General features: G+C 60.0%; 10 protein-coding genes. 3 read left to right on the forward strand and 7 right to left on the reverse strand.

Features of this window, described 5'->3' with window-relative positions; all coding sequences use genetic code 11:
• Positions 1 to 56 precede the first annotated feature (56 nt).
• The 3 genes from xseA (at position 57) to leuA (ending at position 4,408) form a co-directional block, all read left to right on the forward strand.
• Positions 57 to 1,436 carry an exodeoxyribonuclease VII large subunit gene (gene xseA / locus ACYZT2_RS23145; RefSeq protein WP_461967667.1) on the forward strand — a complete coding sequence of 460 codons (1,380 nt, stop codon included), beginning with the start codon at positions 57 to 59 and terminating at the stop codon, positions 1,434 to 1,436.
• A gap of 3 nt (positions 1,437 to 1,439) precedes the next feature.
• A complete protein-coding gene (locus ACYZT2_RS23150) occupies positions 1,440 to 2,261 on the forward strand; it encodes a peptidoglycan DD-metalloendopeptidase family protein (RefSeq protein WP_461967669.1) in 822 nt (273 codons plus the stop codon).
• 467 nt (positions 2,262 to 2,728) lie between these two features.
• Positions 2,729 to 4,408 (forward strand): 2-isopropylmalate synthase, encoded by a 1,680-nt coding sequence (leuA, locus tag ACYZT2_RS23155; protein ID WP_461967671.1) that lies wholly within the window; start codon positions 2,729 to 2,731, stop codon positions 4,406 to 4,408.
• Positions 4,409 to 4,613: 205 nt separating this feature from the next.
• Here leuA and ACYZT2_RS23160 read toward each other — a convergent pair whose 3' ends face one another.
• From ACYZT2_RS23160 to ispG, 7 genes are all read right to left on the reverse strand, one after another.
• Positions 4,614 to 5,405, reverse strand: a complete 792-nt coding sequence (locus ACYZT2_RS23160) for an amidohydrolase (RefSeq protein WP_461967673.1) — start codon at positions 5,403 to 5,405, stop codon at positions 4,614 to 4,616.
• Positions 5,393 to 6,541: a pyridoxal phosphate-dependent aminotransferase gene (locus ACYZT2_RS23165; protein WP_461967675.1), complete on the reverse strand. Its 1,149-nt coding sequence runs from the start codon at positions 6,539 to 6,541 to the stop codon at positions 5,393 to 5,395. Before ACYZT2_RS23165 ends, ACYZT2_RS23160 begins: the two co-directional genes overlap by 13 nt.
• A gap of 223 nt (positions 6,542 to 6,764) precedes the next feature.
• Positions 6,765 to 8,234 carry a ribosome biogenesis GTPase Der gene (der, locus tag ACYZT2_RS23170; RefSeq protein WP_461967677.1) on the reverse strand — a complete coding sequence of 490 codons (1,470 nt, stop codon included), beginning with the start codon at positions 8,232 to 8,234 and terminating at the stop codon, positions 6,765 to 6,767.
• Positions 8,235 to 8,446: 212 nt separating this feature from the next.
• Entirely contained in the window at positions 8,447 to 9,598 is a 1,152-nt protein-coding gene (bamB, locus tag ACYZT2_RS23175) for an outer membrane protein assembly factor BamB (RefSeq protein WP_038981745.1), read from the reverse strand.
• The gene (locus tag ACYZT2_RS23180; protein WP_253549704.1) at positions 9,591 to 10,232 is read right to left on the reverse strand and encodes a tetratricopeptide repeat protein; all 642 of its coding nucleotides are present in this window, start codon (positions 10,230 to 10,232) and stop codon (positions 9,591 to 9,593) included. The genes bamB and ACYZT2_RS23180 overlap by 8 nt, the downstream gene beginning before the upstream one ends.
• 40 nt (positions 10,233 to 10,272) lie before the next feature.
• Positions 10,273 to 11,562, reverse strand: a complete 1,290-nt coding sequence (hisS, locus tag ACYZT2_RS23185; protein ID WP_460144759.1) for a histidine--tRNA ligase — start codon at positions 11,560 to 11,562, stop codon at positions 10,273 to 10,275.
• Positions 11,563 to 11,599: 37 nt separating this feature from the next.
• A complete protein-coding gene (gene ispG, locus ACYZT2_RS23190; protein ID WP_461967680.1) occupies positions 11,600 to 12,709 on the reverse strand; it encodes a flavodoxin-dependent (E)-4-hydroxy-3-methylbut-2-enyl-diphosphate synthase in 1,110 nt (369 codons plus the stop codon).
• Position 12,710 lies beyond the last annotated feature (1 nt).

Genomic DNA, 12,710 nt, shown 5'->3' on the forward strand with positions numbered 1-12,710 from the left:
GGGGATTTTCGCCGGATCATGGAGATTGATCGCCGAATGCCTTTAAACTGCGCCCCATGATTAAAGATCCCTTTGCAAGACTCGGCCTGGACCGGGAAGTCCTGACTGTCAGCCAGCTCAACGGCCGCGCGCGGGTGTTGCTCGAAGACGTGTTCAGCAACATCTGGGTCGAAGGCGAAATCTCCAACCTCGCCCGCCCGGCGTCCGGCCATGTGTATTTCACCCTCAAGGACAGCGGCGCCCAAGTGCGTTGCGCGCTGTTTCGGCAGAACGCCGCGCGGGTTCGGCAGGCGCTGAAGGACGGCTTGGCCGTCAAGGTTCGCGGCAAGGTTTCGCTGTTTGAAGGCCGTGGCGATTACCAGCTGATTCTCGACACCGTGGAACCGGCTGGTGACGGCGCCTTGCGCCTGGCGTTCGAAGCGCTGAAGGAAAAGCTCAGCGCCGAAGGACTGTTCAGTGCCGAGCGCAAAGTGCCGCTGCCGGCTCATCCACAACGCATCGGCATCATCAGCTCGCCCACCGGCGCGGTGATCCGCGACATCATCAGTGTGTTCCGCCGCCGCGCGCCGCAGATCCGACTGACGCTGATTCCCACCGCCGTGCAAGGCCGCGAAGCCACCGCGCAGATTGTCCGTGCGCTGAAACTGGCGGACGCCCGCGGTTTCGACGCGTTGATCCTGGCCCGTGGCGGCGGCTCGCTGGAAGACCTCTGGTGTTTCAACGAAGAAGCCGTGGCGCGCGCCGTGGATGCCTGCGTGACACCGATTGTCAGCGCCGTCGGCCATGAAACCGATGTGTCGATCAGTGACTTCGTCGCCGACGTCCGCGCCCCGACACCGTCCGCCGCGGCTGAACTGCTCGCGCCGGATTCCAGCGATCTGGTGCGTCGAGTCGAAAGCCTGCATCGACGCCTGGTGATGCGCATCCGCGACCGCTTGCTGCGCGACCGACTGCGTCTGGAAGGCATGGCCCGGCGCCTGCGCCATCCTGGGGAACGTCTGCGTCAGCAAGCACAACGTCTGGATGACCTGGACATGCGCATGCGCCGCGCGTTCGAACGCAGCCTCAATACCCGTCGCGAACGCTTGATCCGTCTGGAAACCCGCCTCGCCGGCCAACATCCGGGGCGGCAATTGGCGATGCTTCGCCAGCGCCTCGACAGCCTCGCCGAGCGCCTGCCCCGGGCCATGCGGGAAGGTCTTAAATCCCGTCGGCTGCAACTGCAAAGTCAAATGCAGACGCTGCATGTGGTCAGCCCGTTGGCGACTCTCGCGCGTGGCTACAGCATTCTGCTGGACGAGCGCGGCAACGCGATTCGTAGCGCCGCGCAGACCCATACCGGCCAGCGCCTGAAAGCCAAACTGGGTGAAGGCGAGCTGCAAGTGCGCGTCGAAGACAATCACCTGACGCCTGTCACCCTTTCTCTACTGGATTGATCCATGCCGCGTTCTTTTGCTCCTCTGCTGTTGCTGTGCCTGACCTTCAACGCCCACGCCGACAGTTACATCACCCGCCTGTTGAACAAACCGGTGCCGGGTGGCGTGGCGGTGGTGGATCTGGGCAGCTCCGCCCAGGCCCCCAAAGCCAGCTATCAAGGCAAACCGGTATTGGTGGTCAAGGAACAGAACAACTGGCTGGCCATCGTCGGCGTGCCGCTGACTGTCAAACCGGGCAGCCAGTCGCTTAGCAGTGGCGGTCGTAACCTGAACTTTACCGTCGGCGGCAAGAAATACCCCGAACAGCACATCACTCTGAAAAACACCCAACAGGTCAATCCGAACCCGGAGAACCTCAAGCGTATCGAGGGTGAGCTGGCGGAGCAAATCCAGGCCTACCGCAGCTTCAGCCCGAACACCCCGAGCAATCTGCTGCTGGACAAACCGGTCAACGGGCCGCTGTCGAGCAAGTTCGGCGTGCGCCGCTTTTTCAATGGCGAAGAACGCAATCCCCACGCGGGCCTCGACTTCGCGGTGCCTGCCGGCACCCCGATCAAAACCCCGGCTGCCGGCAAGGTGATCCTGATCGGTAACTACTTCTTCAACGGCAATACGGTGTTCGTCGACCACGGCCAGGGCTTCATCAGCATGTTCTGCCACATGTCGAAGATCGACGTGAAGGTTGGGCAGCAATTGGCGCGTGGTGGTGTGGTCGGCAAAGTCGGCTCCACGGGGCGCGCGACCGGGCCGCATATGCACTGGAATATCAGCCTGAATGATGCGCGGGTGGATCCGGCGATTTTCATTGGGGCGTTTCAGCCATAAATAGTTGTTGAGGCTACCGGCCTCTTCGCGGGCAAGTCGGGTCGCCGCATCGCTCGCTCCTACGGATTTTTGGTGATCGCAGCATGTGACACGACGCAAATCCGTAGGAGCGAGGCTTGCCCGCGAAGGCGATATCACAGGGCCCCTTCAATTGCGCATCACTCAAACCTCGCGCAAACATCAATACAATCTCCGACCCACCCCGCAATAAAATCTCAATAAACTCGACTTTTCGAGTATTCCTCTCAATTTTTTTCGACTGCTTGCCATCCTTCACCCCCGCGGTTAGGGTTGAAGGCATGAAAACCTCTCACACCCTCATTCAGCTTCGCCAGCACCGTAGCCTGTGCCTCGTCAGCGCACGACTGCCAGGCTGAAACGCGGTGCCTCGTCTGACGCTTTATCCCCAGAACATTTGATCCACCGGCAGGCCGCCTTTTTTCGGCCCACACAATAAGGATTTCCCGATGAGCATGCTCAAAGACCCGTCTTCGAAATACCGCGCGTTCCCGACCATCGATATCCCGGACCGCACCTGGCCATCGAAGACCATCACCGCAGCGCCGATCTGGTGCAGCTCGGACCTTCGTGACGGCAACCAGTCGCTGATCGAGCCGATGGACGCGGTCAAGAAGCTGCGTTTCTGGAAAACCCTGGTGCAAGTCGGCGTGAAAGAAATCGAAGCCTCGTTCCCGGCCGCTTCGCAAACCGACTTCGACTTCGTGCGTACCCTGATCGAAGACGGCCACATCCCGGACGACACCACCATTCAGGTGCTGACCCAGGGCCGTGAAGACTTGATCGCACGCACCTTCGAATCCCTGCGCGGTGCCAAGAAAGCCATCGTTCACCTGTACAACGCGACCTCCCCTTCCTTCCGCCGCATTGTCTTCAATCAGGACAAGGACGGGATCAAGGCCATCGCCGTGAACGCCGCCATGCTGTTCGTCAAATACGCCGCCCAGCAGCCGGAAACCGAGTGGACCTTCGAGTACTCGCCAGAAACCTTCAGCGCCACCGAACTGGAATTCGCCAAGGAAGTCTGTGACGCCGTGATCGAAGTGTGGAACCCGACGCCTGAGCACAAGGTGATCCTCAACCTGCCTGCCACCGTCGAATGCGCCACCCCGAACATCTATGCCGACCAGATTGAATGGTTCGGCCGCCACATCAACCGTCGTGACAGCGTGATCATCAGCCTGCATACCCACAACGACCGTGGCACTGGCGTGGCCGCCACCGAACTGGGCCTGATGGCCGGCGCCGACCGTGTCGAAGGCTGCCTGTTCGGCAACGGCGAGCGGACCGGTAACGTCGATCTGGTGACCGTGGCATTGAACCTCTACACCCAGGGCATCCACCCTGAACTGGACTTTTCCGATATCGACGGCGTGCGCAAAGTCGTCGAAGAATGCAACCAGATCCAGGTGCACCCACGCCACCCGTATGTCGGCGACCTGGTTCACACCGCGTTCTCCGGTTCCCACCAGGATGCGATCCGCAAGGGCTTCTCCCAGCAGAAGCCGGACGCCCTGTGGGAAGTGCCGTACTTGCCGATCGACCCGGCCGACATCGGCCGCAGCTACGAGGCGGTGATTCGCGTCAACAGCCAGTCGGGCAAGGGCGGTATCGCTTACCTGCTGGAACAGGAATACGGCATCAACTTGCCGCGCCGCATGCAGATCGAGTTCAGCCAGGTCGTGCAGCGTGAAACCGATCGCCTGGGCCTGGAGATGACGGCCCAACAGATCCACGCGCTGCTGCACAGCGAGTACTTGCAGGCCAACACCCCGTACGCGCTGGTCAGCCATCGCTTGCAGGAAGAAAACGGTCACAGCGCCGTCGAAGTGGAAGTCTCGGGCAAAGGTCAGGGTGAAACCAACCTGCACTGGCGTGGCAAAGGCAACGGTGCCCTGGAAGCGCTGGTGGCCGGTCTGCCGATTCCGGTGGAAATCATGGACTACAACGAACACGCTATCGGCGCGGGCACCAATGCCAAGGCTGCGGCCTACATTGAACTGCGGGTGAATGGTGAGCGTGCGGTGCATGGCGTCGGCATCGATGAAAACATTACCACCGCCAGCTTCAAGGCCCTGTTCAGCGCGCTTAACCGCTCGCTGAGCCAGCCGGAAGCGAAAGCGGCGTAAGCCTACGCTGAAACATGAAAGGCCCCGAGGTGCGAACCTCGGGGCCTTTTTGTTTGCCTGTATTTTTTGTGTCGCCTGTCATGGCCTCATCGCGAGCAGGCTCGCTCCCACATTGGGTTTTGGATGAACACAAAATTGGGGGTTCACACGATCTACTGTGGGAGCGAGCCTGCTCGCGATGACGGCAGGTCAGGCAACGACAATTTCAGGTGAACTCGAAGGTATCGGCATCCAGGTTCGCCGGAAAGCGTGTTCGATAAGCCGCCAGTTCCGCCGCGTCCAGAACGACCTTGAAGACCCCATCGGCATCGCCTGCGCTGAGCAACGTCTCACCCTGAAAATCCAGTACCTGACTGTCACCGGTATACGCAAAGCCTTTGCCATCGGTACCGATGCGGTTCACTGCCGCCACATAGCAGAGGTTTTCGATCCCCCGGGCCGGTAGCAAACGGTTCCAGTGCTGGCGCCGAGCGCCCGGCCAATTGGCGGTGTATAGCAATAAGTCGGTGTCTTGAGGGTCGCGGCTCCAGACCGGGAAACGCAAGTCGTAGCAAATCAGCGGCCGCACTCGCCAGCCCTTCAGTTCGAACTGCACCTGACGCTCGCCCGGGGTGAAATGGTTGTGCTCCCCCGCCATGCGGAACAGGTGACGCTTGTCGTAGTGCCACACCTCCCCGTCCGGTCGCGCCCACAACAGACGATTGCGATGACTGCCGTCAGGCACCTGGACGATGATGCTGCCAGTGATTACCGCGCCCAGTTTCGCCGCCTGAACCCGCAGCCATTTACTGGTGGGGCCATTTTCCGGCTCGGCGAGGGTTTCCGATTCCATGGAGAAACCGGTGGTGAACATCTCTGGCAGGATGATCAAGTCCACGCCGCGAGCCTGTTCCAGCAAGGGCTCGAAATGCTCCAGATTGGCCTGGCGATCATGCCAGGCCAGGGTGGTCTGGATCAGCGCGACATTCAGATTGGGCAGAGCACTCAGATCACGCATAGTTTCGCCGCTGCTTCACGCAGGGTCTCCTCGCGTTTGGCAAAGCACAGACGCACCAGGCGCTGGCCTTTGGGTGGAGTCTGGTAGAACACCGAGATCGGGATGCTCGCAACGCCATGTTCGCGGGTCATCCACAGCGCCATCTCGACGTCATTCAGGTCCGGGCGAATCTGCGAGTAATCGACCAGTTGGAAATAAGTACCGGCCACGCGGGTGAAACTGAAGCGTGATGGCGTCAGCAGATCGCAGAACAGATCGCGCTTGGCCTGATAGAAGTCCGGCAATTCTTCGACGTGTTCCGGGTGCTCGGCCATGTAATCGGCCAACGCGTATTGCAACGGCGTCACGCCGCAGAAACTGACGTACTGGTGAACCTTGCGCAGCTCGGCGCTCAGGGCTGGCGGCGCCACTACGTAACCGGTTTTCCAACCGGTGACGTGATAGGTCTTGCCGAATGAACTGACCACAAATGCGCGCTGATAGAGTTCTTTGTGGGCCAATACGCTGACGTGAGGTACGCCATCGAATACCAGGTGTTCGTAAACCTCATCGCTGATCACATAGATATCGCGGTCGCGAATCAACGCCGCCAGTTGATCCAGCTCGGCCCGGCTGATCAGTGCGCCGCTGGGGTTGTGCGGGGTGTTAAGAATGATCATCCGCGTACGCGGGCTCAGCGCATCGGCAAGCTTCTGGAAGTCGATGCTGAAATCGTTGAGGCCCAGCTGCACATGCACGCAACGGCCACCGGCCAGTTCCACCGAAGGTTCATAACTGTCGTAGGCCGGATCGAACACGATCACTTCGTCGCCGCAGTGGATCACCGCCTGAATGGCGCAGAAGATCGCCTGAGTTGCGCCGGGGGTGACCGTCACTTCGCTGTCGGCATCGACATGGGCGCCGTAGCTGCGAGCGATCTTCGCCGCAATCTGCTGGCGCAACACTGGCAGGCCAGTCATCGGCGAATATTGGTTGTGGCCACTGGCGATATGCCGACCAACTGCATCGCGCAAGGCCTGCGGGCCGTCGAAATCGGGAAACCCTTGAGACAGATTGATCGCCCCGATTTGCGCCGCGAGCTGAGACATCTGCGTGAAGATAGTGATGCCGACATTCGGCAGCTTACTGGTGATCATCGGTGATTCCCTGCGCTACACCCGGCTCTACGACGGCACGGGAGAGCTCGAGAATAGCCCAAACGGCGTCCATAAAAAAAGGGCGCCAAAAGCGCCCTTTTTTTATCCCGGTCCCGTAGGAGCGAGGCTCGCCCGCGAATGCCTCACCGCGGTACTTCAGCCAGACCGCGTTATCGTTCTTCGCGGGCAAGCCTCGCTCCTACAGAAGCCAGGCAACCTCAAATCAGCGCTTGTCGCGGCGCTTTTTGTCGGCCTTTTTGTGGTGCGACATCATGCGGCGCTTCTTGTTGACCTGACGGTCGGTGAGCGAATTCTTGTTGCCTTCGTACGGGTTCTCGCCGCCCTTGAACTCGATGCGGATCGGCGTACCGACCAGCTTGAGCACACGACGGTAAGTGTTTTCCAGATAGCGCACGTAAGACTTCGGCACTTTCTCGATCTGGTTACCGTGAATCACGATGATCGGCGGGTTAGCACCACCCAAGTGGGCATAACGCAGCTTGATCCGACGGTTGTTGACCATCGGTGGCGCGTGCTCACCAACCGCATCTTCCAGAATCGTTGTCAGGCGGTTGGTTGGCCAGCGGGTGACCGCAGACTTGAACGAGTTCTGTACGGAGGCGTAGAGGTTGCCCACGCCCGTGCCGTGCAGGGCCGAGATGAAGTGAATGTCGGCGTAGTCAACGAAGAACAGTCGACGTTGCAGCTCGACCTTCACGAAGTCGCGCTCGCTCGGCGTCATGCCGTCCCACTTGTTGATCGCGATCACCAGCGCACGACCCGACTCAATGGCAAAGCCCAGCAGGTTGAGGTCGTGGTCCACCACGCCTTCGCGGGCGTCCATCACGAAGATCACCACGTTGGCGTCTTTGATCGCTTGCAGGGTTTTGACCACGGAGAACTTTTCGACTTCTTCGTGGATCTTGCCGCGCTTGCGCACACCAGCGGTGTCGATCAGCGTGTACTTCTCGTCGTTACGTTCGAACGGGATGTAGATGCTGTCGCGGGTGGTGCCGGGCTGGTCATAAACGATAACCCGGTCTTCACCGAGCATGCGGTTGACCAGGGTCGACTTGCCAACGTTCGGACGGCCGATGATGGCGATCTTGATACCGTCTTTTTCGCTTGGGCCAGGAATGCGCTTGGCTTCCTCGCCTTCGGCAACGATCTCTTCCTCGCCTTCTTCCAGCTCGTCATCGTCTTTCGGGAAGTCGCTCAGGGCGATTTCCAGCATCTGGGTGATGCCACGACCATGAGCACCGGCGATCGGGATCGCGTGGCCCATGCCCAACGGGGCGAATTCGGCGCGGGCCATTTCAGGGTCGATGTTGTCGACCTTGTTGGCAACCACGTAAGAACGCTTGTTACGCTTGCGCAAGTGCTCGGCGATCATCTGGTCGGCCGCGGTGAAACCGGCCTTGGCATCTACCAGGAATAGAACGACATCCGCTTCTTCAATGGCCAGCAGCGACTGCTCGGCCATTTTTTCGTCCATACCGTGCTCGTCACCGGAGATACCGCCGGTGTCGACCAGAATGTAGGAACGCCCTTGCCACTTGGCCTCACCGTACTGGCGATCACGGGTCAGACCGGACAAGTCGCCGACGATGGCGTCGCGAGTCCTGGTCAGGCGGTTGAACAAGGTGGACTTGCCGACGTTCGGTCGGCCCACCAGGGCGATTACGGGAACCATGCGGCTCTCCACTTCGTTATTTCAGAAAATACAAAAGCCGCTGCGAGGCAGCGGCTGGTGCTCGGGGCAGCACTGTGGGAGCGAGCCTGCTCGCGAAAAAACGCAACAGCACCGCGTTCTTCCAGACATCACGCATTATCGTTGACGTCCATCGCGAGCAGGCTCGCTCCCACAGGTGAAGCCGCTTGGGGGTTAAACCCCAAGCATAGTCTTTACTTAATGGTCAGGGCTTCCAGTTTGCCACTGTTGCCATACAGATAAATCGTGTCACCCACCACCAGCGGACGGGCACGCAGGCCGTCACTGTCGATGCGCTCGCGGCCGACGAAACGACCGTCCACCTGACTCAGCAGGTGCAAGTAACCTTCCATATCACCGACTGCAACATAGCTGGAGAACACTTCCGGAGCCGACAGTTGACGGCGGGCCAGCGAATCGTTGCTCCACAACGCAGTGGTAGAACGTTCGTCGACGCCTTCAACGGTGCCTGCGGACAGGCTCACGTAGACGCTGCCAAAACCCTGGGCAACGCCGGCATAGCTGGAAGCATCCCGCTGCCAGAGTTGACGACCGCTTTCCAGGTCCAGTGCCGCGACACGACCCTGGTAGCTGGCGACATACAGTGTACCGCCGGACAGCAGCAAGCCACCGTCGATATCGACCACACGCTCAAGCTCCGAACGACCTTGTGGAATCGCTACGCGCTGTTCCCATACCGGCACGCCGTTGGAAACATCCAGAGCGACCACTTTACCAGTCGACAGGCCAGCCACCGCGAGGCGGTTGGTGACGATAGGTGCACTGGTGCCGCGCAGGGTCAGAACCGCTGGCGTGCTGTCATACAACCAGCGCTGATTGCCGGTAGCGGCATCCAGACCAATCAGACGGTCATCCTGGGTCTGAACCACAACAACGTCACCGTTGGTGGCCGGCGGCGCGAGTACTTCACTGGTCACGCGAGCGCGCCATTTCTCTTCACCGCTGCTGGCGTCCAGGGCAACGATTTCGCCCTTGAGCGTACCGATCATGACCAGACCGTAACCCACGCCAACGGCGCCGGAGACAGGCAGTTCGAGATCTTTCTTCCATTTGACGTCGCCATTGCTGCGATCCATCGCCATCACCACACCGGTGACGTCGCCGGCATAAATGGTATCGCCATCGATCGCCGGAACCAGCATGTTGTAGGTTTCGCCCTGACCGTCACCGATCGAACGACTCCACTGCTTTTGCAGAACCACTTCTTCTTTGAAGTCGGTCAACTCGGCCGGTGGCAATTCTTTTTTGCTGTTGCTGCTGCAACCCGCGGCCAATATGGCCAGAGCCAGCAATGCTGCATGTTTCCAACGGATCACGTCACGCATCCCCTTTGGCCAGGTCGTCCAGCTTGATTTGTAGGCCACCGACCGCCGCTTCATCCGACAGTGCTGCCTTGGCTTTTTGATACGCCGTGTTCGCTTCGTCGGTACGACCCAACTGCACCAGCAGGTCGCCTTTGAGTTCTTCGCGAGTGGCCAGGAAGGCTTTGTCGGCATCGCCTTCGAGCAGTTTCAGGGCTTCATCGACCTTGTTCTGCGCGGCCAGTACCTGCGCCAGGCGCTGACGGGCAATCTCGCCGAGTGCCGGATTCGCCGGTTTGTCGACAATGGCTTTCAGCTCGCTGGCTGCGTCGTCCAGCTTGGCGCTGTCGACCGCGACTTTCGCCACGAACAGGCTGCCGTATTGCGCGTAAGCGGTGCCGCCGAACTCGCTATTGAGCTTGCCAGCCAGATCCGAAACTCGTGCAGCATCAGGCTTGCCGTCAGGCGTCAGCGTGGTTTCGAGCAATTGCTGATAGAGAATCGAGGCGCCTTGCGACTGATTGCTCTGATACTTCTGGAAGGCCTGCCAGCCGAACACGATGACCAGCGCCAACAGGCCGCCAGTGACCAGGGGCTTGCCGTTGCGTGTCCACCAGTCCTTCAACTCCGCCAGATGTTCGTCTTCGGTACTCGACACCCCAATACTCCTTAATCGCTAAATCGGCTGTTTGACAGCTTCAACCCTGCACGACGCAGGTGGCCAGGTGTGCAGCAAGCGCATCCCAGGCAATGCTTTGTTGTTCGCCCTGGCCACGCAGGGGTTTGAAACCTACCACTTGCTGGGCCATTTCGTCGTCACCGAGGATCAATGCGTACAGCGCACCGCTCTTGTCGGCTTTCTTGAACTGGCTTTTGAAGCTGCCGGCGCCGGCATTGACTTGCAGGCGCAGGTTGGGCAATTGATCACGAACACGCTCGCTCAGGGCCAGACCAGCCAGCTCGGCGGCTTCACCGAAGGCGCAGAGGTAGACATCGACCTGACGGGAGATTTCTTCGGGAATCTGCTCCAGGGTTTCAAGCAGCAGCACCAGACGCTCGATGCCCATGGCGAAACCGACGCCGGTGGTCGGCTTGCCGCCCATCTGCTCCACCAGACCGTCGTAACGACCACCGGCACACACGGTGCCCTGGGCGCCCAACTTGTCGGTGACCCATTCGAAAACGGTCTTGCTGTAGTAATCCAGCCCGCGAACCAGCTTCGGGTTGATCACATAAGGAATGCCGGCGGCGTCCAGACGAGCCTTGAGGCCCTCGAAGTGCACGCGGGATTCTTCGTCGAGGTAGTCGGCCATCTTTGGCGCGTCGGCCAACGCCGCTTGAGTGTCGGGGTTCTTGGTATCCAGAACCCGCAGCGGGTTGGTCTTCAGACGGCGCTGGCTGTCTTCGTCCAGTTGATCCAGGCGAGCGGACAGGTATTCGACCAGTGCTTCACGATAACGACCACGGGACTCGCTGGTGCCCAGGCTGTTGAGTTCGAGCTTGACCGCATCGCGGATACCCAGCTCGCCCCACAGGCGCCAGGTCAGCACGATCAGCTCGGCGTCGATGTCCGGACCGTCGAGGTTGAAGACTTCGCAACCGATCTGGTGGAACTGGCGATAACGACCTTTCTGTGGACGTTCGTGACGGAACATCGGGCCGATGTACCAGAGTTTCTGCACCTGGCCGCCGCCGGTAATGCCGTGTTCGAGCACCGCACGCACGCAGGCCGCTGTGCCTTCAGGGCGCAGGGTCAGGGAATCGCCGTTGCGGTCGTCGAAGGTGTACATCTCTTTTTCGACGATGTCGGTCACTTCACCGATGGAGCGTTTGAACAACTCGGTGAACTCGACGATCGGCATGCGAATCTGCTTGTAACCGTAGTTATCCAGCAGACGCGAGACGGTGCCCTCAAAATGACGCCACAGGGGAGTCTGTTCGGGCAGGATGTCGTTCATGCCACGAATGGCTTGCAGAGACTTGCTCACTATAAATCCTTAAATTCGTTCGGCGCTTTAGTCAGGCTCAGCCACGCGCGATAACGGCAGCGTCAGCTTCGACCTTTTCGGCCGCTTTCTGGCGGATCAAGCGTTCAAGCTCATCCACCAGATTGTCATTCGTCAGTTTCTGCGCCGGCTTGCCGTCGATGTAAATCAGGTTTGGCGTGCCGCCGGTCAAGCCGATATGGGCTTCCTTGGCTTCGCCCGGCCCGTTGACCACGCAACCAATCACCGCGACATCCAGCGGCACCAGCAGATCTTCGAGGCGCCCTTCCAGCTCGTTCATGGTTTTGACCACATCGAAGTTCTGCCGCGAGCAGCTCGGGCAGGCGATGAAGTTGATGCCACGGGAACGCAGGTGCAGGGATTTGAGAATGTCGTAGCCGACTTTCACTTCCTCGACCGGGTCGGCCGCCAACGAGATGCGAATAGTATCGCCAATCCCTTCGGCGAGCAGCATACCGAGGCCCACGGCGGATTTCACCGTGCCTGAGCGCAAACCACCGGCTTCAGTGATGCCCAAGTGCAGCGGCTGGACGATTTCCTTGGCCAGCAAGCGGTAGGCGGCGACGGCCATGAACACGTCGGAGGCTTTCACGCTGACCTTGAAGTCCTGGAAATTCAGGCGTTCGAGGTGTTCAACGTGACGCAAGGCGGACTCGACCAGTGCAGCGGGAGTCGGCTCGCCATATTTCTTTTGCAGGTCTTTTTCCAGGGAACCGGCGTTCACACCGATGCGAATCGGAATCCCGCGATCACGGGCAGCATCGACCACCGCACGCACGCGGTCTTCACGACCGATGTTGCCCGGGTTGATCCGCAGGCAATCGACGCCCAGTTCGGCTACGCGCAAAGCGATCTTGTAGTCGAAGTGGATGTCGGCCACCAACGGCACTTTGACCAGCTGCTTGATCTTGCCGAAGGCTTCGGCGGCGTCCATGTCCGGCACGGAAACCCGCACGATATCGACGCCAGCGACTTCCAGACGATTGATCTGGGCCACGGTGGCGGCCACGTCATTGGTGTCGCTGTTGGTCATGCTCTGCACAGCGATAGGCGCATCGCCGCCCACGGGCACGTTACCGACCCAGATCTTGCGGGATTCGCGACGTTTGATTGGAGATTCGCCGTGCATG

Source organism: Pseudomonas sp. MDT1-85, from assembly GCF_054898065.1.

Excerpts from the sequence above, each read along its gene's own strand:
- xseA (WP_461967667.1), top strand. The coding sequence starts at position 57 with ATGATTAAAGATCCCTTTGCAAGACTCGGCCTGGACCGGGAAGTCCTG.
- ACYZT2_RS23150 (WP_461967669.1), top strand. The coding sequence starts at position 1,440 with ATGCCGCGTTCTTTTGCTCCTCTGCTGTTGCTGTGCCTGACCTTCAAC.
- leuA (WP_461967671.1), top strand. The coding sequence starts at position 2,729 with ATGAGCATGCTCAAAGACCCGTCTTCGAAATACCGCGCGTTCCCGACC.
- ACYZT2_RS23160 (WP_461967673.1), bottom strand. The coding sequence starts at position 5,405 with ATGCGTGATCTGAGTGCTCTGCCCAATCTGAATGTCGCGCTGATCCAG.
- ACYZT2_RS23165 (WP_461967675.1), bottom strand. The coding sequence starts at position 6,541 with ATGATCACCAGTAAGCTGCCGAATGTCGGCATCACTATCTTCACGCAG.
- der (WP_461967677.1), bottom strand. The coding sequence starts at position 8,234 with ATGGTTCCCGTAATCGCCCTGGTGGGCCGACCGAACGTCGGCAAGTCC.
- bamB (WP_038981745.1), bottom strand. The coding sequence starts at position 9,598 with ATGCGTGACGTGATCCGTTGGAAACATGCAGCATTGCTGGCTCTGGCC.
- ispG (WP_461967680.1), bottom strand. The coding sequence starts at position 12,709 with ATGCACGGCGAATCTCCAATCAAACGTCGCGAATCCCGCAAGATCTGG.